Origin of the sequence: Duganella margarita (assembly GCF_009857535.1) — a bacterium.
Classification (GTDB): domain Bacteria; phylum Pseudomonadota; class Gammaproteobacteria; order Burkholderiales; family Burkholderiaceae_D; genus Rugamonas; species Rugamonas margarita.
This window is the reverse complement of the sequence record NZ_WWCS01000007.1, coordinates 104,545-122,838: the sequence shown is the minus strand read 5'-3', so window position 1 is coordinate 122,838 and position 18,294 is coordinate 104,545. Positions and strand designations below refer to the sequence as shown.

Here is an 18,294-nt window from a genome sequence, read left to right as displayed (position 1 = left end):
AAAAAGTGACGGGGACGAGACTTTATGGGGCAATTCAGGCAGATTTCCACCTTTGTTGAGGTGGTTGCACGAGGTAGTTTATCGGCGGCCGCGCGCGCCGAAGGTATCGCGCCGGCGATGATCGGACGGCGACTGGATGCATTGGAGGCGCGGCTCGGCGTCAAACTGCTGCAACGCACCACGCGCAAGCTGGCGCTGACCGATGAAGGCGCCGCCTTCCTCGAAGATTGCCAGCGCATCCTGGCCGAACTCGAAGAGGCGGAATCGGCCGTCGCCGAGCGCAGTTTGCACGCTACCGGCCATTTGATGATCTCGGCCCCGGCCGGTTTCGGCCGCCAGCACGTGGCGCCGCTTGTGCCCTCCTTCCTGACCGAGCACCGCGACGTCACGGTCACGCTGAACATGAGCGACCGCGTGGTCGATATCGTCGGCGAAGGCATCGATGTGGCGATCCGCATCGCCAGCTTGCCGGATTCCAATCTGGTCAGCGTCAAGCTGGCCGACAACCAGCGGGTGGTGGTCGGCGCGCCGTCCTATCTGAAACGCCACGGCGAGCCGAAAACACTGGCCGAACTGAGCAAGCACAACTGCCTGGCGATCAGCAGCGAAGGCAGCCAGCGCGGCTGGACCTTCCGGGAAGACGGCAAGAATACGGTACTCAAAGTGAACGGCAATATGGCCAGTAACGACGGACAGGTGCTGCACGAGTGGGCCCTGGCCGGCAAAGGGCTGGCGTGGCGGTCGATGTGGGAAGTGGGCAGTGCGATCGAGGCCGGCAAATTGCAGACCGTGCTCGACGACTATTCTGCGCCGGGCAATGACATTTACGCGGTGTTTGCGCAGCGTCGCCATTTACCGTTGCGGATACGGGCGTTTGTGGACTTCTTGCGGCACAGCTACGCGCAGCAGGACTACTGGCGCAAAGTGAACAGGTAAAAAAAAATCCTCGAATAACGAGGATTTCTTGATCGTTAGATCCAGCGTATTAGATTGGCTGAATGTTCGAAGCTTGCTTGCCTTTAGGGCCAGCGGTTACTTCGAAGGAAACACGTTGGTTCTCTTGCAGCGACTTGAAGCCAGCCGACTGAATCGCCGAGAAGTGAGCGAACAGATCTTCGCCGCCTTCGTCAGGGGTGATAAAGCCGAAACCCTTCGAGTCATTGAACCATTTTACGATACCAGTTGCCATTACAATTCCTATTTCAGTTAATTTGGGCTTGCGCCCGTGATATCGTTTTTGAGGCAAGAAAGACAAACTGTACTACTCTTGAATCTAAACGATGCCGTATTATACCCATTTACGAGAGAAAAGCACGTTTTCGTAAAAATAAATGCAAAGTGCTGTTTTCTTTGATAAAAACCGCTCGCGCTGGGCAGTGATTGTCACTATAGACATCTTAATACTATCGTGTTTGATCCACATCAAGCGCACGACTCATTCAAACGTCGTTGCTTTGGCGTCACGCGTGGCCCACGCCAGCAGCTTCTCCACTTCCGGCGCCACCGGCGGCCAGCCACTGTGACTGGCGATTACCGCGCGCACCAGTTGCTCGACGCGGCGCGCTTCCTGTCCAAATACAGTAAAGCCAAAGGTGCCGGCCGACCCGGCCACGCCATGCAGCACCTCGTGCAGCTGATGCAGCGCCGCCTGCGACGGCTGCTCGCCACCGGCCTGGCACTCATTGAGCGCGGCGCGGATCTTGACCAGGGTGCCGGGCACGGTGGCGGCGAACTTTTCGTTCAGGGCCGCCAGGCGGGCGCGGAAATCGGGATCGACAGGCGTCGCCATATTATTTAGTGCCGAAGATACGGTCGCCGGCGTCGCCCAGTCCAGGCACGATGTAAGCGTGGTCGTTCAGGTGGGAATCCAGCGAGGCACAGTAGATCTTCACGCCTGGGTGGGCTTTCTGGAACACTTCGACGCCTTCGGGCGCTGCGACCAGCGACAGGAAAATGATCTGGTCGTCAGTGACGCCGCGTTTCTTCAGCACGTCCACCGCGTGCACCGCCGAATTGCCGGTCGCCACCATCGGGTCGCACAGGATGAAGGTGCGTTCGACGGTGTCCGGCAGGCGCACCAGGTATTCCACCGGCTGGTGGGTGGCCGGATCGCGGAACACGCCAATGTGGCCGACGCGCGCCGATGGCACCAGGTCCAGCAGGCCGTCGCTCATGCCGATGCCGGCGCGCAGAATCGGCACGATGGCCAGCTTGCGGCCAGCGATCACCGGCGCGTCGATGGTCATCAGCGGGGTTTCGATGGTGCGGGTAGTCAGTGGCAGATCGCGGGTGATCTCGTAACCCATCAGCAGCGTGATTTCCTTGAGCAGGTCGCGGAAGGTGCGGGTCGACGTATCCTTGGCGCGCATGTGGCTCAGCTTGTGCTGGATCAGCGGATGGTCGGTGATGAACAGGTTCGGAAAGCGCGGATCTTGTTTCATTAGGTAAGCTCTTGTTCAGGTAGTTATATGCCGCATTATACAAGCCCGTTGCCCTATTCCACCAACGCCCGCGCCAGAATCGCCGCGCAATCGAGGCCGCCCGGCAACCGTCCGTAAGTGCCGCCCGGCTCCCGTTTCAGGCGCGACGCCACGAACGCCGACGACACGTACGGCGGCGCGTGCCGCAGCAGCAATGCCGCCTGTACCGCCAGCACCACCCGCTCGGCCAGCATGCGCGCGCTGAATTCGTCGGCCTGCTGCTGCGCCAGGTCGGCCAGCAGTGTGCTGCGGTAGGCGACGAAGAAGATGTCGCCGCTGCCGGCCAGCGCCAGTTCCGCGGCCAGCGCTTCGCGCGCCTCGGGTGACTTGCTGAACGCGCGCAGCAGGTCCAGGCACATCACATTGCCCGATCCCTCCCAGATCGAGTTGACCGGCAGCTCGCGGTACAGCCGCGCCAGCGGACTGTCCTCGACATAGCCGCTGCCGCCGATCACTTCCATCGCCTCGGCGCCGAAGCCCGGCCCGCGCTTGCAGACCCAGTACTTGCCGGCCGGCGTCAGGATGCGCGCCAGCATGGCCTGCGCCGGATCGGCCGACTCATCGAAGCAGCGCGCCAGCCGCATCGCCAGCGCGGTGGCGGCCTCGGATTCCAGCGCCAGGTCGGCCAGCACGTTCTGCATCAGCGGCTGCTCGGCCAGCGGACGGCCGAACGCCACCCGGCGGCGGGCGTGGTGCAGCGCATGCGTCAGGGCGGCGCGCATCGCCCCTGCGCTGCCCAGCACGCAATCGAGCCGGGTGTGGCTGCCCATTTCCAGGATGGTCGGGATGCCGCGCCCCGGCTTGCCGATCAGCCAGCCGTAGGCGCCGGTGAACTCCACTTCCGACGACGCGTTCGACCGGTTGCCGACCTTGTCCTTGAGCCGCTGCACGCGGATGGCGTTGCGTTCGCCGTTCGGCAGGTAGCGCGGCAGGAAGAAGCACGACAGGCCGGCGCTGCCGTCTGTATCGGTCTGCGCCAGGATCAAATGCGCATCGCTTTGCGGCGCCGAGAAAAACCACTTGTGGCCGACGATGCGGAATACGTCCTCACCCTCATCGCCAAACAAGGCACGCGCATCGGACAGCGGCACCGGCTCGGCGCGCGTGGTATTGGCGCGCACATCGGAGCCGCCCTGTTTCTCGGTCATGCCCATGCCGATCAGCGCACCGTGCTTCTGCTCGATCGGCAGCGAACGCGGATCGTACTGCGTGGACAGGATTTTCGGCAGCCATTTCTGGGCGATGCGCGGCGCCTGGCGCAGCGCGGGCACCGAGGCGTAGGTCATCGTCACCGGGCATTGCGCACCGTTCTCCACCTGGCCGAACAGCAGATAGCGGGCCGCCCGCGCCACCTGCGCGCCGGCACCGCCCTGCCACGGCGATGCATGCGTGCCATGGCCGATCAGCAATGCCATCAGTTGATGCCAGGCCGGGTGAAATTCCACCTCATCGATGCGGTGGCCTTCACGGTCAAAATTCTGCAACTTGGGCGTGTAGAGGTTGGCAAGGCGCGCCAGGTCCAGTGTTTCCGCCTTGCCCAATTCAGCGCCAAGCGCATGCAGCGCGGCGGCAGCGTCGCCGGCGCCTTCGCGCGCCAGCGCTTCCTGCAGGGCCGGATCGGCCGCAAACAGGTTGATATTTTCAAACGGCGCAACAGTATTGCGCACTTCGTGCGTGTCGAAAGCCTGCATTTTGTCTCCGTTCAAACTGCTGTTGTCAGTTTTCTTGAACAATGCTCAGACTAGCATATTCAAAAGGAGATGCCATGAGCGAAGCCTATCTTTATGAGGCGATCCGCACCCCGCGTGGCCGAGGCCAGCCGGACGGCAGCCTGCACAGCGTCAAGCCGATTTCGCTGGTCACCGGACTGATGCGCGAACTGCAGGCGCGCCACCAGATCGACACCGCCCTCATCGACGATGTGCTGCTCGGCTGCGTCACGCCGGTGGGCGACCAGGGCGCCAACATTGCCCGCATCGCCGCGCTGGCAGCGGGCTGGGACGGCAAAGTGGCCGGCGTCCAGCTCAACCGCTTCGGCGCCTCCGGGCTGGAGGCGGTCAACCTGGCGGCGCAGAAAGTACGCTCCGGCTGGGACGACCTGGTGGTGGCGGGCGGCGTCGAATCGATGTCGCGCGTGCCGCCGGGCGCCGACGGCGGCGCCTGGTCGCTGGACCCGGAAACCAGCTTGCTCACCGGCTACGTCCCGCCAGGCATCAGCGCCGATCTGATTGCCACGCTGGACGACTGCCAGCGCGAACAACTGGACGCCTACGCGCTGCGCTCGCAGCAACGGGCCGCCGCCGCCCGCGCCGGCGGCCGCTTCCGCGCCGTGGTGCCGGTGCGCGACCAGAATGGCGTGCTGGTACTGGCCGAAGACGAGTGCCTGAAACCGTCCACCAGCCTGGAAGCGCTGGCCAGCCTGAAACCGTTGTTTGATGCGCGCGGCGAATCCGGTTTCGACAGCGCGGCGCTGCGCCAGCATCCCCGGCTGGAGCGGCTGCGCCACCTGCACACGGCCGGCAACGCCGGCGTCAACGCCGATGGCGCGGCGCTGACGCTGATCGGCAGCAAGGCCGCCGGATCGCGGTTGGGACTGGAGCCCCGCGCGCGCATCGTGGCGGCGGCCGTCACCGGCGCCGATCCGCTGCTGATGGTGGCCGGCGCCGTGGTCGCCACCCGTCAGGCACTGAAGAAGGCCGGGCTGCCGATCAATTCTATCAGCCTGTTCGAAGTCCACGAATCCTTTGCCGCCGTGGTGCTGCGCTTCCTGCGCGAACTGGACATCGCAGAAGACAAGGTCAACGTCAACGGCGGCGCCATTGCGCTGGGCGATGCGGCGGGCGCCACCGGCTGCATGCTGGTCAGCACCTTGCTTGACGAGCTGGAGGCGCGCCGCCTGCGCTACGGCCTGGCGGCGATGGGCGTCGGCGGCGGCATCGGCATCGCCACCATCGTGGAACGGCTCTGAGATGATCACCACCCACCCGACCGGCGCCGCGCTGGGCGTGCTGATGAAGGCGCGCACCATCAATCCACTGAGCCGCCTGTTCCAGCGCGAACTGGCGACGCTGCTGGACAAACTGGAACTCCAGCGCGACAAGCTGTCCGCCGTCATCATCGGCTTCGACGCCGATCAGGGCGCCACCAGCCATGAACTGGAACACCTGATGGCGCTGACGCCGGCCCAGGCCGCCGACTGCATGCATATGCTGACGGCCTACAACGCGCTGCTGCTGCGCCTCGAAAACCTCGGCGTCCCGGTCATCGCCGCGCTGGCCGGCGAGGTCAGCGGCCATGCGCTGGGGCTGGCGCTGGCCTGCCCGCACCGCATCGGCCTGCACGACGCGCGCCTGAGCCTGCCACAGGTGCAACTGGGACTGGCGCCGGTAGCAGGCGAGATCGCCCGCACCGTGCGGCTGGCCGGCGTCCAGGCGGCCATGCCGCTGCTGCTCGACGGCGTGGTATTGAATGCAATGCAGGCGCAGCAGGCCGGTCTGCTGCACGCCATCGCCGCCGGCGAGGCCGAGCTGGCGCAGCTCACCGCCAATGTCCAGGACACGCGCGCCAGCCGCCAGCCATGGCAGGCGCGGCACTACCGGCTGCCTGGCGGCGCGCTCGATTCGGCGCCCCTGCGCGCCTTGCTGCAGGCCGCGCCGGCCAGGCTGCGCGAACGCGCCGGCGGCCCCCATCCCGCAGCCGAGGCCATCCTGTGCGCGATGGTCGAAGGACTGCAGGTGGACTTCGCCCACGCGCTGCATATTGAGAGCCGATATTTTTGTCAAACCGCCATCAATCCCGCTCTGCGCAAAGGCGTTTCTCCGCTCTAGAAAGCGGTTTTTAGACCGAACTCAAGAGTTTTATACAAAAGTCGCTGGAATGTTGTCTTTTTTCATGTAATTTCCGTGGCATCGGTGATACATTGCGTTCTGGTTTTGCAAGACAAGCGCCACCAAACTGTTACATGCATAAATTGAAAGAGTAAATCTTCGCGATGCCAACCAGTGTTCTGCCCCAGCCGCGTCATGAATTGGATAACCTCATGGAGGAGGCTGGCGATGTTGTGTTTCGATTGAACCAGCTGGGCCAACTGCTGTTCGCCAGCCACCGCGCGACTGCCCGCATCGGCAGCACGGCGCCACTGGCGGGCACGGCACTGATCAAGCTGCTGGCCGACGGCGACCAACCGCTGCTGCCGCCGCTGCTGGCCGCTGCGCTGGCGTCGCGCGCCCCGCAGTTGCTGGAAGCGCGCATCAAAACCCCCGATCTCGAAATCTGGCACGAGCTGCGCATCTCCTGCTACGCCAATGCCGACGGCGCGCCGGAACTGCTGGTGGTCGGCCGCGACATGACGGTGCAGCACGCCACCGAAGAACGCCTGCGCCACATGGCCACCCACGACGCATTGACGGAACTGCCAAACCGCCTGCTGCTGTCGGACCGCATGCGCATGGTGATCGCCAATGCGCGCCGCTCCGGACAGGGCTTCGCCGTCGCCACCATCGGCCTGGACGGCTTCAAGAAAGTCAACGATGGCCTCGGCCACCCCATCGGCGACGCGCTGCTGCGCATGGCCGCGCAACGCCTGCGCAAGACGCTGCGCGACAGCGACACGCTGGCGCGCGTGGGCGGCGACGAATTCGTCGCCATCCTGCCCGGCACCGCCACCGAAGCGCAGATCAAGCTGGTCACGGGCCGCCTGATCGCCACCTTGCAGTCGCCATTTGAAATCGACAGCCACACGATTTACGTCGGCGCCTCGGTTGGCGTCTCGGTCTATCCGCAGCACGGCGAGGACGACATCCGCCTGCTGGCGCTGGCCGACGCCGCCATGTCGCGCGCCAAGGAGACCGGCAAGGCGCGCGCGGTGGTCTACAGCCAGGATCTGGCCGGCCCGCCGCAGCACGATATTTCGCTGGAAGCGGCCATGTTCCAGGCCGTGCGCGAAGGCGAATTCCTGCTGTACTACCAGCCGATCGTCGACGCCCACACGCGCGAAATCCAGGGCTTCGAAACGCTGATGCGCTGGAAGCATCCGACGCTGGGCATGGTGCCGCCGGCACGCTTCATCCCGATCGCCGAGACCAATGGCCTGATCAATCTGCTCGGCGCGTGGGCGTTGAAGGCGGCCTGCGTGCAGCTCAAGCAGTTCGAAGAGGTGGCAAAGCGCAGCCTGTACATCTCTGTTAATATCAGTCCCCGACAATTCCGCAACGATAAATTTTTGGATGTGCTGGATGACGCAATTGCTTTCTCCGGCCTACTTGGTGAGCAATTGGTTTTAGAAATCACAGAAGGCACGCTGATGATCGACCCGGTGCACGCCGAGTCCATCCTGTCCAAAATGGCCGAACGCAAGGCGCGCATCGCGATTGACGATTTCGGCACCGGCTACTCTTCCCTCGCTTACCTGAAGCGCTTCCCGATCTCGGTATTGAAAATCGACCGCACCTTCATCCGCGACCTGCCCGGTTCACAGAAGGACGGCGCCATCTGCAACGCCGTGCTGGATCTGGCCAAGCACCTGGATTTGTCGGTGGTGGCAGAAGGCGTGGAGACCGAAGAGCAGCTGCACTATCTGGAACAGCGCGGTTGCCAGTACATCCAGGGCTACCTGACCGGCAAGCCGATGGCCGCCAATGTGGCGCTGGCGGCGCTGAAGGAAAGCATCCACGCCAAGGTGGTGCCGGCCGACCTGCGGCAGGTGCAGCCATGATCAGCAGCTACAAGGCCGCCACGGCGCTGGGCAACCGGACGCTGAGCGAGCTGGGCGACTGTACGCGCCGGCGCGGCGACATGCCGGGCTTCGCCAAGGCCATTACCGCCATTCTCGGCGCCATGCGCGGCGAGGACGAACAGGAATTCAACATGACGCGCACCGTGCTGTCCGATCCGGTGCTGACGCAGAAAGTGCTGCGGCTGGCCAACAGCGGCATGTACTCGGCCTTCGGCCAGCATGTGAACACGGTGTCGAAAGCGGTGCTGGTGCTGGGTACCGAAGCCATCGGCCACCTGGCGCTGGGCCTGAAACTGATCGAGGAACTGGCCGCGACGTCGACCGACACCACCGTCGCCCACATCGAAATGGAAAAGGCCGTGCTGGCCGGGCTGGTGGCGCAGCAGATCGCCTACACCGCCGAAAGCCGTCACGGTGAAGAAGCCGTGGTGTGCTCGATGCTGCACACGCTGGGCCGCATGATGCTGACCTACTACATGCCGGAGCGCTGGAACGAGTTGCAGCGCCTGGCCGATGAGAGCGGACGCACGGTGGAAGCAGCGGCGCCGGAACTGCTGGGCGTGAGTCTGGAAGAAGTCGGCCACGCGGCGGCGGCGCACTGGGGCTTGCCCAAGTCGCTGCTGAACGGCATGCGCACGCTGGCGCCGGTTGAAGCGGGTGAGGAAATCTCGCCGGCCGACTGGATCGCCGCCCTGTCCACCATGGCCGCGCGCTGCGCCGAATCGCTGTGGCACGACGATGCCGACGGCGCCGAGAAGGTCAGGCAGCTGACCGAAAGCTATGCCGGCACGCTGGGCGTGGAAGCGCCGAATCTGATTCACGCCATCGAGCAGGCCAAGGTGATCGCTGCCAACGATTTGAGCATCGCGCCGCTGTCGCGTCCTGCCGAGCGCCGCGCCAAGGCGCTGGCCAAGACGCGTCAGCGCGCGGCCGGCAACAAGATCCTGCTCAGCGGCCTGTCCGACATGCGCGACGTGCTGGATAGCGCCAGCCCGGGCCAGATGGTGCAGATCGCGCTGGAAACGGTGTACAAGGGCCTGGACTTCTCGCGCGCGGTGGCGTTTGTGCGCAACCGCAAGGAGAACAAATACGCCGCCAAGATCAGCTTCGGCGAAGGCACCCGCGAGCTGCTGGCGGCGATGACGTTCGACGATGCCTACGAGCCTAACGTATTCCATGCGGCGCTGAACAGCGACCGCGTGATCTTCATCGAAAACGCCCACGACGCCAAGTTCTCGGCCAAGCTGCCGCTGTGGTGGCGCAGTTCGCTGGCCGAAGCGCGCAGCTTCGTCATCCTGCCGCTGTCCGCCAACGGCCAGCCGGCCGGCTTCCTGTATGGCGACTGGGACGAATCCTTCCCGCCGATCCAGCTGAGCCAGACCGAGTTTTCGCTGCTGAACGACATGCGGGCGATGGTGGTACGCGCGGTCGAGCGGCGCCACGGCGTGGTGTCGGAAGTAGTCGCGCGCTAAGGTAAAAAGCTTTACACGAACACCTGCTTCAGAGATTGCGCCTCTGCCAGCGCATCACTCCAGGCGCCGATTTGTTCGAGGCTAGCTTTCGCCAATTTCTTGCGCGCGGTTTGGGGGAGCGGCCCGAAGCGCTGGGTCAGCAGACGTTCAAGCACCAGAGCCGCACCTTCTCTGCGGCCACGCTCCAAACCCTGCTCCAGTCCTTGCATCAAGCCTCGCTCCAAGCCTTGCTCCAAGCCCTGTTTCAGGCCCTTCTTCAATCCATCGTCCAGGAACATTTGCTCCAAAGGGTTGAGCAATTTCATGTTGCGCTCCTTTTCCATATGGAGAACCGCTTGCCAGTAGCGCCGTTGATGGGACGCAGGCAAAGCCATCATCCAGTTAATCACATTAAACAGCATAATTATGCGCTGCTTGCGCCAACCATGTTGGTACAGTAGTTTGGTGAGTTGCCACTTGGCGGCATACAATTCATCGGGATCACGGTGCGCCTGCTGGGTTCGCAGATGAGCCAGCGTCACCAAAGCAAACGGGTTGTGCGACGCTAACAGCGTATCAGTCCGGCCGGCGTAATCCAACAGCTTGGCAGTGACGAACGATATCCCCATCACCGTCCCCAATACCTTGTTATGGAAGGCCTGCGGGCGCCATCTGGGATCGTCATCGGCCAGCAACACCAGGCTGGCAACTGGCTGGCCATATTCCTTGAAAATCCGGTAGTTATAGTCCAGCACGCGACGAGCCAGCGCGGCGTCGTGTTGCGCCTGGACTTCAATGTGAATCAGCACCCACTGCACGCCGCCGTTGCGCAGCGACACTTCGACCAGCTTATCGGCTACCACGCCATGAGGCGCATCGCCGAAATTGATACCCGCCAGTTCCTTATCGCGGAAGCGCGGCCTTTTCGACCAGTCGATCTGACCAGCAAGATCGGCAAAGAAAAACGTCATGAAATCCCGGAATGCATGCGTCAATGCGTTCTTCCATGGCAAGTCGTAACGGGCGGGCGGAGCGAAATTGGACATCCATCCAGTCTACGTCCGCGCCCTGCCCGGCTGTATTTATTCGCTACAAAGCCACGCCTGTTTGATAGCCGTCGCTGCGCTGCCAACGGAATGACAGCGTCGCCGCCACGGCGGACAGGCACACCAGTACCGCCGCCACAAAATACACGCTCTCGGCGCCGGCGCGCTCCCACCACTGCGCCAGGAACAGGCCGCCCAGCGAGCCGCCGATGCCGTACGAGATGCTCATGTACAGCGCCTGCCCGCGCGCCTGCAACGGCCCGGCAAACCAGCGCTGCAACGACATCACCGACGACGAATGATGCAGCGCGAAGGTGGCCGCGTGCATCAGCTGCGCCACCACCAGCAGCCAGACATCGTGCGATCCCAGGCCGATCATCAGGAAGCGCACCACACCGACGCCCAGCGCCAGATACATCATGCGCATCGCGCCCCAGCGCTTGAACAGCGGCGCCTGGAAATAAAACAGCATCACTTCAGCCAACACGCCCAGCGACCACATGGCGCCGATCACGGTCTTGCTGTAGCCGCTGCGCTCGAGGTACAGCGAATAAAAAGTGTACAGCGACGTATGCGCCGACACCATCAACGCAGTGGACGCGAAGAAGGCAATCACTTCGCGCCGGCGCAACAGCGACAGCAACGGCGGCGGCGCCACCGCATGCGTGCGGCGCGGCACGTCGCGCAGGCGAAACGCCGCCACAATGGTCGCCACCAGCAGCGCCGCCGCCACCCACGGCAGCGTGACAATGCCGAAATGCTCCAGCGCCACCGACGCCAGCGTCACCGACACGATAAAGCCGATCGAGCCCCACATGCGAATGCGGCCGTAGTAAGTCAGGTCACCCTTCATCTCCGACAGCATCAGCGCTTCGCAGATCGGCGCCTGGCCGCTGGTGAACAAATTGAGGATGACCATGGCCAGCATGAAGTGGCCAAAGCTGCTGCCGAAGAAAAACCCCGAGAAGCCCACCAGCGCGGCAAAGCCGGCCATGCGCAGCACCAGCACGCGGCGGTCGTAGTGATCGGCGACGTAGCCCCACACATTGGGGCCGACGATGCGCAGCACCTGGATCATGGACATCAACACGCCGATCTGCGCGACCGTCATGCCCTTATCGGCAAAGTACAGCGTCGCGTAGGTCGACCAGGTGCCCGCGTGGGCGTAATAACAGAAGAGGAATAAAGCGAAGCTGAGCGCTTGTGCAGGAACCAATTACAGCGCGATGTCAGGCGTCGACACTTTCACGTCGCCGCACTGCGCGCGGTGCATCAGCGCGTGATCGATCAGCACCAGGGCCAGCATGGCTTCCGCAATCGGCGTGGCGCGGATACCCACGCACGGATCGTGACGGCCGAAGGTCTCCACCATCACCGGATTGCCGGCCTTGTCGATCGACGGCCGCGGCGTGCGGATCGACGACGTCGGCTTGATGGCAATCGACACCGTGATGTCCTGGCCGGTCGACAGCCCGCCCAGCACGCCGCCGGCGTTGTTGCCGACGAAGCCCTGCGGCGTCAGCGGATCACCGTGCTCGGTGCCCTTCTGTTCGACCGACTTGAAGCCGGCGCCAATCTCCACGCCCTTGACGGCATTAATGCCCATCATGGCGTAAGCGATGTCGGCATCGAGCTTGTCGTAAATCGGCTGGCCCAGGCCAACCGGAATATTCTGCGCCACCACGTCGATGCGCGCGCCGATCGAGTCGCCGGCCTTGCGCAGCTCGTCCATATAGGCTTCCATGCGCTCGATGACGGCAGCGTCGCCGGTCGCGGCAAAGAACGGATTGTCCGGCACGTGCGACCAGTCCTGGAACGGCACCGCGATCTCGCCCAGCTGGCTCATGCAGCCCTTGAATACGGTGCCGTATTGCTGGTGCAGCCACTTCTTGGCAATCGCCGCCGCGCCGACCACCGGCGCCGTCAGCCGCGCCGACGACCGGCCGCCGCCGCGTGGATCGCGCACGCCGTATTTGTGCCAGTAAGTGTAGTCGGCATGGCCGGGACGGAAAGTATCGGCGATATTGCCGTAATCCTTGCTGCGCTGGTCCTCATTGCGGATCAGCAGCGCGATCGGCGTGCCGGTGGTTACCCCCTCGTACACGCCCGACAGAATCTCCACCGTATCGGACTCCTGGCGCTGGGTCACATGGCGCGACGTGCCCGGTTTGCGGCGGTCCAGTTCCGGCTGAATGTCGGCTTCGGACAACGGCAAACCTGGTGGGCAACCATCGATCACACAACCAATCGCGGGACCGTGCGACTCACCAAAAGTAGTGACAGAGAACAATTTGCCAAAAGTATTACCGGACATAGGAAAAGAATCTTCGGAAAATGGGGAAAGTTCCCCATTTTACCAGCCACCGCACCGTGGCGGGCAGCCCACATAATAATTTCCACAATGCAAGTTTCGCTTGGTAAAATATCATTCTTTTGATACAAGTATGCTGCAAGTGGAATACGGCCTGCAGGTCGGCGCCAGGACGGCTACTGAAAGCGCTGGAAAACCGCATTCATTTTGACAATTCGCTATATACTTGAACGCAAGAACACCGAGTAATCCTGGAGATGCTACACATGCCCCCACCGGTCACACCCCTTGAGCAGTCCAAGGATGATCAAGACGATTTGGTATTCTTAGAAGAGCATCCGGCAGCGCCCGCTGTCCCTGGCGGCCGCAACGTGTGGCGGGTCATGATCATCGATGACGACGAAGACGTCCATTCGACCACCACTTTTGCGCTCGGCAATCTCGACATGCAGCACCGGCCGTTGGAATTTGTCCACGCCTACTCGGCCGGGCAAGCGCGCGAAATGCTCAAGCATGAGGCGGAGATCGCCGTCATCCTGCTCGACGTGGTGATGGAGCAGGATGACGCCGGCCTGCACCTGGTACGCTATATCCGCGAAACGCTGAAACTGCACGATGTGCGCATCATCCTGCGCACAGGCCAGCCCGGCTACGCGCCGGAAATCGACGCCATCCGCGACTTCGACATTAACGATTACAAGACCAAGTCCGAGCTGACCCGGATCAAGCTGTTCACTACGGTGACGGCCGCCATCCGTTCCTATGAGCAGATCCGCAAGATCAACGACAGCCGCCGCGGCCTGAACCAGATCGTCCACGCCAGCACCCAGCTGATGGCGCTGCACGGGGTACAGAATTTTGCGGCCGGCGTGCTGGCGCAAATCGGCGATCTGCTGGGCTGCGAGGCCAACGGCGTGCTGTGCGTGCAGGAATGCCCGGACGACGGCTGCCACGAGCTGATGGTGATGGCCAGCGCCGGCGCTTTCCGTCACCTGAGCAATATCACGCTGACCGTGCGCGAAGACCAGCGCATCCACGAGGCGCTGGAACGGGCGCTGGCGCAACGGCGCAACATCTACGGTCCGGATTACATCACGCTCTACTTCGCCGGCAAGGCCAGCCGCGACTTCGTCGGCTTCCTCGAAGTCAAACGGGCGCCGACCGAAATCGACGAGCGCCTGTTGGAAGTTTTTTGCAGCAACGTTGCAGTCGGCCTCGACAACGTCGAACTGGTCACTCACCTGCATAACGCCGCGTTCTACGACCAGCTGTCCAAGCTGCCCAACCGCACCCGGCTGGTGGAAATTCTCGATGCCACGCTGGCTGGCCCGGCGCGCGACGAGGCCACCTTGTCGCTGGTCGACCTCGACCACTTCGCCGAAACCAACGATGCCCTCGGCCACCAGTTCGGCGACCTGCTGCTGGTCGCCGTCGCCGGCCGCCTGCAAACCGAGCTGGGCGAACGGGTGACCGTGGCCCGCATCGGCGGCGATATCTTCTGCGTACTGGGCGATTCGGCCCAGGTCAATCCGGGCCATATCCTGGCGCTGTTCCAGCGCGCCTTCAGCATTGACGGCCAGGACGTGCAGCTGTCCGCCACGCTGGGGCTGGTGCGACTGAACGAACACGAAGGCAGCGGCGCCGATGCCTTGAAAGACGCCGACATCGCACTCAAGCGTGCCAAGTCGCAACAGCGCGCCGGCCACTTCTACTTCTCGCGCTCGATGGGCGTGGAAATCCGCGAACGGGTGCGCATGATGCACGCGCTGCGCACGGCGTTCGGCCAGAACCAGCTGTTCGTGGTGTACCAGCCGCAAATCGATCTGGTCACGCGGCGCCCGGTCGGCGCCGAAGCGCTGCTGCGCTGGCAAACCCCAGACGGCAAGTTTATCTCGCCCGACCGCTTTATCCCGATTGCCGAGTATTCCGGCCTGATTATCGACCTCGGCGAATGGGTGATGCGCACCGCCTGCCGCGAGCTGGTGGACCTGCGCAAGGCCGGGCATCACGACTTCATGATGTCGATTAACGTCTCCCAGGTGCAGTTCCGCCATCCGCTCTTCCTCGACATGCTGAAGCGCGCGCTGGACGACACCGGAGCGCCACCGCAAAACATCGAGCTGGAAATCACCGAATCGATGGCCATGGAAGAGCCGGACCTGCTGATCAAGATGCTGGGCCAGATCAAGCAGACCGGCGTCAGCATCGCCATCGACGACTTCGGCACCGGCTTCTCGTCGCTGTCCTACCTGCAGCGGCTACAGATCGACCGGCTGAAGATCGACCGCGCCTTCGTCACCGAGATTACCGGTTCGGCGCGCGGCAGCAGCATTGCGGAAATGGTGATCCAGCTGGGCCGCAACCTGGGCCTGGCGGTGATCGCAGAGGGTGTGGAAGACGAGCGCCAGGCGCAGATCCTGCAAGCGCTGGGTTGCCCATTGGCGCAGGGATTCCTGTTCGCCCGGCCGATGACAGCCGCCGCGCTGGACAGCTGGCTCAGCAACGACGCCCTGGAGGGCGCCGCCTGATACTGTGATTAATCTGCGGCCTGTTCGGCTTCGGACGGCCAGTCGCGGATATACGCCTTGAGCATGCGATTTTCAAAACTTTGCGCTTCCAGCACCGCACGCGCCACGTCGTAGAACGAAATCACGCCCAGGATGGTCTTGGCGTTCATCACCGGCAGGTAACGCGCGTGCTTTTCCAGCATGATGCGGCGCACCTCGTTCACTTCCGTGTCCGGCGTAACGGTAATCGGGTGGTCGTCCATGTGCTTGCGGACCGTGCCGCCTCCCACGGTGCCCTGATTGTCATGCAGCGCCCGCAGCACTTCGCGGAAGGTCAGCATGCCCACCAGATCGCCAAATTCCATCACCACCAGCGAGCCGATGTCTTTCTCGGCCATGGTGTTGGCGGCGTCCACCAGCGGTTGATCGGGGGAGATGGTGTAAAGGATGGAACCTTTAACTTGCAGAATTTCGGAGACTTTCATGTTGGGCCGTCCTGTTCGCTGATATGCGCTCTGTGAATGGGAGTTCTAGTTGTTCTAAGCCTTGTTGCGAATGTAGCGTATGCCCGCCAAAAAAGCCAGTGGTTCGCGTAAGCAAAACATAACATTCTGGTCTTAATGCTTATTGCTGTAGGATAGGCGCAAAAACGGAGACCGACATGCCGCATATGCATACCGTGGTTTTCATCCACGGCGCACTGAACGACCATACCGTGTGGACGGCGCAAAACCGCCACCTTGCGGATCTGGGCTATTCCACCCTCGCGATCGACCTGCCGGGCCATGGCGCTTACGCTGGTCCGGCGCTGGCCAGCGTAAGCGCCATGGCCGACTGGCTGCTGGCCACGCTGGAGACAGCCGGCGTGCAACATGCGGCGCTGGTGGGCCACAGCATGGGTTCCCTGATCGCGCTGGAAGTGGCCGGCAAGGCGCCGCAGCGCGTCACGCACCTGGCCCTGCTGGGCTCCGCCTTCCCGATGAAAGTGGCTGAAGCGCTGCTGGACACCGCGCGCAACGACGAAACCCGCGCCATCGACATGGTCACCAAATGGTCGCACGCGCAGGGCTATGCGGACACCGACACCTTGCGCCAGCTGATGCTGCGCCTGGCGGCCGCCAATCCCGCCCAACTGCTGTACACCGACCTCGCCGCCTGCAACGCCTACGATAACGGCGAAACCGCCGCGCGCGCGGTGCGCTGCCCTACCCTGTTCATCTTCGGCGCGGGCGACGTCATGACGCCGTCCAAGGCAGCGCGCCGGCTGATCGAAGCCATGCCGCACGCCCAAACCATGACGCTGGAAGCCGGCCACGCGATGATGGCCGAACAAGCGCGCGCCGTCAGCAGCGCGCTGGCCGGGTTTATCGGCAGTCGATAGGGCCAAAGTGGTCGGCCAGGGTCTTGCCCAGGCCTGATTCCACTGCGGTTTCCACTTCCCGCGCCAGCAGGGCGGCTTCGCGCGCGGCCTGCTGGTCGCGTTCATCGTCGCCGTCGGCCACCACGCCGGCGTTGACCGGCATGCCGGCAAAGACGAACAGGCGGTAGACTTCCGCCAGCGTCAGTTTGTCGGTATTGGCCAGGATGACCCAGTGGTCGGCGCCATCGCTGACCCGCTTGCCCCACTGGACGCGCGGCGGCGCGGCCACCGGCACCCGGCCTACCCAGCCTTCCGCCACCATGCGTTCCAGCAGATTGTCCATTTCATCGAAGCCCAGGCGGGTGCGTTCGCGGATCTGTCCCGAGCTGACCAGCGCCGTATCACCGCACACGGAGGCCACGTGCAGCACGCGCAGGATCGCCATGGCGTCGACAAACTCGCCGCCCGGCAGCGCCTCGTGCCACCAGCGTTCGTACTTCACCACCGGCAGCGCAGCGGTCAGCAAGGCGCCGAACAGCGTAATCATCCACGACACGTAGACCCACAACAGGAACAGCGGCAAGGCCGCCAGCGCGCCATAAATCTTGGAATAAGTCGGGAACTGCGTGATGAAAATGGCAAACCCGCGCTTGGCGATTTCAAAAGCCAGGCCGGCCACCAGCCCGCCCCACGCGGCATCGTGCCAGTCGACGTCGCGGTTCGGCACCACCACGTACAGCAGCGTAAAGGTGGCCATGGTCAGCGTGAACGACAGCACGGTGTAAATCAGCGCCCCCAGGATCGGCACATCGCCAACCAGGTCGCTGGTGGCCATGAACACCTGCGACGACAGCGTCAGCGAGACACCGATGAGCAGCGGTCCGAGTGAAATCAGGGCCCAGTAGACCAGAATGCGCTTGGTCCACGAGCGCTGGCCGCGCACCCGCCAGATGCGGTTGAACACGCGCTCGATCAGGTTCATCATGGCGATCGAGGTGAAGATCAGCGCCACCGCCCCCACCGCCGACAGCCGCGTGGCCTTGGAGGCAAACATGGTCAGGTAGTTAAGGATGGTGCTGGAAATCGTCTTCGGCATCACGCTCTGCACGAAGTACGCCTCCAGCGAGCTGCGGAACGTGTTAAAAATCGGGAAGGTGGTGAAGATCGCCAGCGCGATGGTCAGCAGCGGCACCAGCGCGAACACGGTGGTGAAGGTCAGGCTGCCGGCCACCTGCGGCACGCTCTCCTCCTGCAACCGGCGGCGCGCGAACAGGAACAGATCCCGCACCTCCGGCCAGGACAGCGACCGGACGGTCTGGACGCCGCTGCGGCAGGTGCGGAAGAGATAAGAGAAAACGGGACGAATATATTTTTGGTACATGGGCGCTATCGTATTACAACAGTG

Annotated in this window: 16 protein-coding genes; 7 read left to right on the top strand and 9 right to left on the bottom strand. The window is 63.3% G+C overall.

The genetic code is table 11. The features are described 5' to 3' along the window. The first annotated feature begins 24 nt into the window (after nucleotides 1-24). Nucleotides 25-936, top strand: coding sequence for a LysR family transcriptional regulator (locus tag GTP55_RS13045; protein ID WP_161045371.1), 912 nt, complete (start codon nucleotides 25-27; stop codon nucleotides 934-936). A 49-nt stretch (nucleotides 937-985) separates the two neighbouring features. Here GTP55_RS13045 and GTP55_RS13040 read toward each other — a convergent pair whose 3' ends face one another. The 4 genes from GTP55_RS13040 to GTP55_RS13025 form a co-directional block, all read right to left on the bottom strand. After that, nucleotides 986-1,189: a cold-shock protein gene (locus tag GTP55_RS13040; RefSeq protein ID WP_020703630.1), complete on the bottom strand. Its 204-nt coding sequence runs from the start codon at nucleotides 1,187-1,189 to the stop codon at nucleotides 986-988. A 246-nt stretch (nucleotides 1,190-1,435) separates the two neighbouring features. After that, nucleotides 1,436-1,789, bottom strand: a complete 354-nt coding sequence (locus tag GTP55_RS13035; protein ID WP_161045370.1) for an Hpt domain-containing protein — start codon at nucleotides 1,787-1,789, stop codon at nucleotides 1,436-1,438. Nucleotide 1,790: 1 nt separating this feature from the next. Beyond that, nucleotides 1,791-2,441, bottom strand: a complete 651-nt coding sequence (gene upp, locus GTP55_RS13030; protein ID WP_161045369.1) for a uracil phosphoribosyltransferase — start codon at nucleotides 2,439-2,441, stop codon at nucleotides 1,791-1,793. A 53-nt stretch (nucleotides 2,442-2,494) separates the two neighbouring features. Then, nucleotides 2,495-4,171: an isovaleryl-CoA dehydrogenase gene (locus GTP55_RS13025; RefSeq protein ID WP_161045368.1), complete on the bottom strand. Its 1,677-nt coding sequence runs from the start codon at nucleotides 4,169-4,171 to the stop codon at nucleotides 2,495-2,497. Between the two features lie 74 nt (nucleotides 4,172-4,245). Between GTP55_RS13025 and GTP55_RS13020 the strand changes: the two genes are divergently transcribed. The 4 genes from GTP55_RS13020 (at nucleotide 4,246) to GTP55_RS13005 (ending at nucleotide 9,686) form a co-directional block, all read left to right on the top strand. Beyond that, entirely contained in the window at nucleotides 4,246-5,448 is a 1,203-nt protein-coding gene (locus GTP55_RS13020; RefSeq protein ID WP_161045367.1) for an acetyl-CoA C-acetyltransferase, read from the top strand. A gap of 1 nt (nucleotide 5,449) precedes the next feature. Next, nucleotides 5,450-6,307, top strand: coding sequence for an enoyl-CoA hydratase-related protein (locus tag GTP55_RS13015; protein ID WP_161045366.1), 858 nt, complete (start codon nucleotides 5,450-5,452; stop codon nucleotides 6,305-6,307). Nucleotides 6,308-6,519: 212 nt separating this feature from the next. Further along, nucleotides 6,520-8,193 (top strand): putative bifunctional diguanylate cyclase/phosphodiesterase, encoded by a 1,674-nt coding sequence (locus GTP55_RS13010; RefSeq protein WP_161045365.1) that lies wholly within the window; start codon nucleotides 6,520-6,522, stop codon nucleotides 8,191-8,193. Continuing rightward, nucleotides 8,190-9,686 (top strand): HDOD domain-containing protein, encoded by a 1,497-nt coding sequence (locus GTP55_RS13005; RefSeq protein ID WP_161045364.1) that lies wholly within the window; start codon nucleotides 8,190-8,192, stop codon nucleotides 9,684-9,686. Before GTP55_RS13010 ends, GTP55_RS13005 begins: the two co-directional genes overlap by 4 nt. Before the next feature lie 11 nt (nucleotides 9,687-9,697). On the opposite strand, the gene GTP55_RS13000 is transcribed toward GTP55_RS13005, so the two are convergent. Genes GTP55_RS13000 through aroC form a run of 3 tightly spaced genes read right to left on the bottom strand, consistent with a single transcriptional unit; the run spans nucleotide 9,698 to nucleotide 13,025 of the window. Then, complete coding sequence (locus GTP55_RS13000) at nucleotides 9,698-10,711, bottom strand: DUF4351 domain-containing protein (protein ID WP_161045363.1); 1,014 nt, start codon at nucleotides 10,709-10,711, stop codon at nucleotides 9,698-9,700. 43 nt (nucleotides 10,712-10,754) lie between these two features. Beyond that, nucleotides 10,755-11,927 (bottom strand): MFS transporter, encoded by a 1,173-nt coding sequence (locus tag GTP55_RS12995; protein WP_161045362.1) that lies wholly within the window; start codon nucleotides 11,925-11,927, stop codon nucleotides 10,755-10,757. Then, nucleotides 11,928-13,025 carry a chorismate synthase gene (gene aroC, locus GTP55_RS12990; protein ID WP_161045361.1) on the bottom strand — a complete coding sequence of 366 codons (1,098 nt, stop codon included), beginning with the start codon at nucleotides 13,023-13,025 and terminating at the stop codon, nucleotides 11,928-11,930. A gap of 263 nt (nucleotides 13,026-13,288) precedes the next feature. On the opposite strand from aroC, the gene GTP55_RS12985 reads away from it, so the two are divergent. Then, nucleotides 13,289-15,550: a GGDEF/EAL domain-containing response regulator gene (locus tag GTP55_RS12985; RefSeq protein ID WP_161045360.1), complete on the top strand. Its 2,262-nt coding sequence runs from the start codon at nucleotides 13,289-13,291 to the stop codon at nucleotides 15,548-15,550. A gap of 8 nt (nucleotides 15,551-15,558) precedes the next feature. Here the strand turns inward: GTP55_RS12985 and GTP55_RS12980 are convergent, their stop codons facing one another. Further along, entirely contained in the window at nucleotides 15,559-16,014 is a 456-nt protein-coding gene (locus tag GTP55_RS12980) for a CBS domain-containing protein (RefSeq protein ID WP_161045359.1), read from the bottom strand. A gap of 176 nt (nucleotides 16,015-16,190) precedes the next feature. Between GTP55_RS12980 and GTP55_RS12975 the strand changes: the two genes are divergently transcribed. Beyond that, nucleotides 16,191-16,910: an alpha/beta fold hydrolase gene (locus tag GTP55_RS12975; RefSeq protein ID WP_161045358.1), complete on the top strand. Its 720-nt coding sequence runs from the start codon at nucleotides 16,191-16,193 to the stop codon at nucleotides 16,908-16,910. Here the strand turns inward: GTP55_RS12975 and GTP55_RS12970 are convergent. Continuing rightward, a complete protein-coding gene (locus GTP55_RS12970) occupies nucleotides 16,894-18,270 on the bottom strand; it encodes a YihY family inner membrane protein (RefSeq protein ID WP_161045357.1) in 1,377 nt (458 codons plus the stop codon). The genes GTP55_RS12975 and GTP55_RS12970 overlap by 17 nt on opposite strands. Between the last annotated feature and the right edge of the window lie 24 nt (nucleotides 18,271-18,294).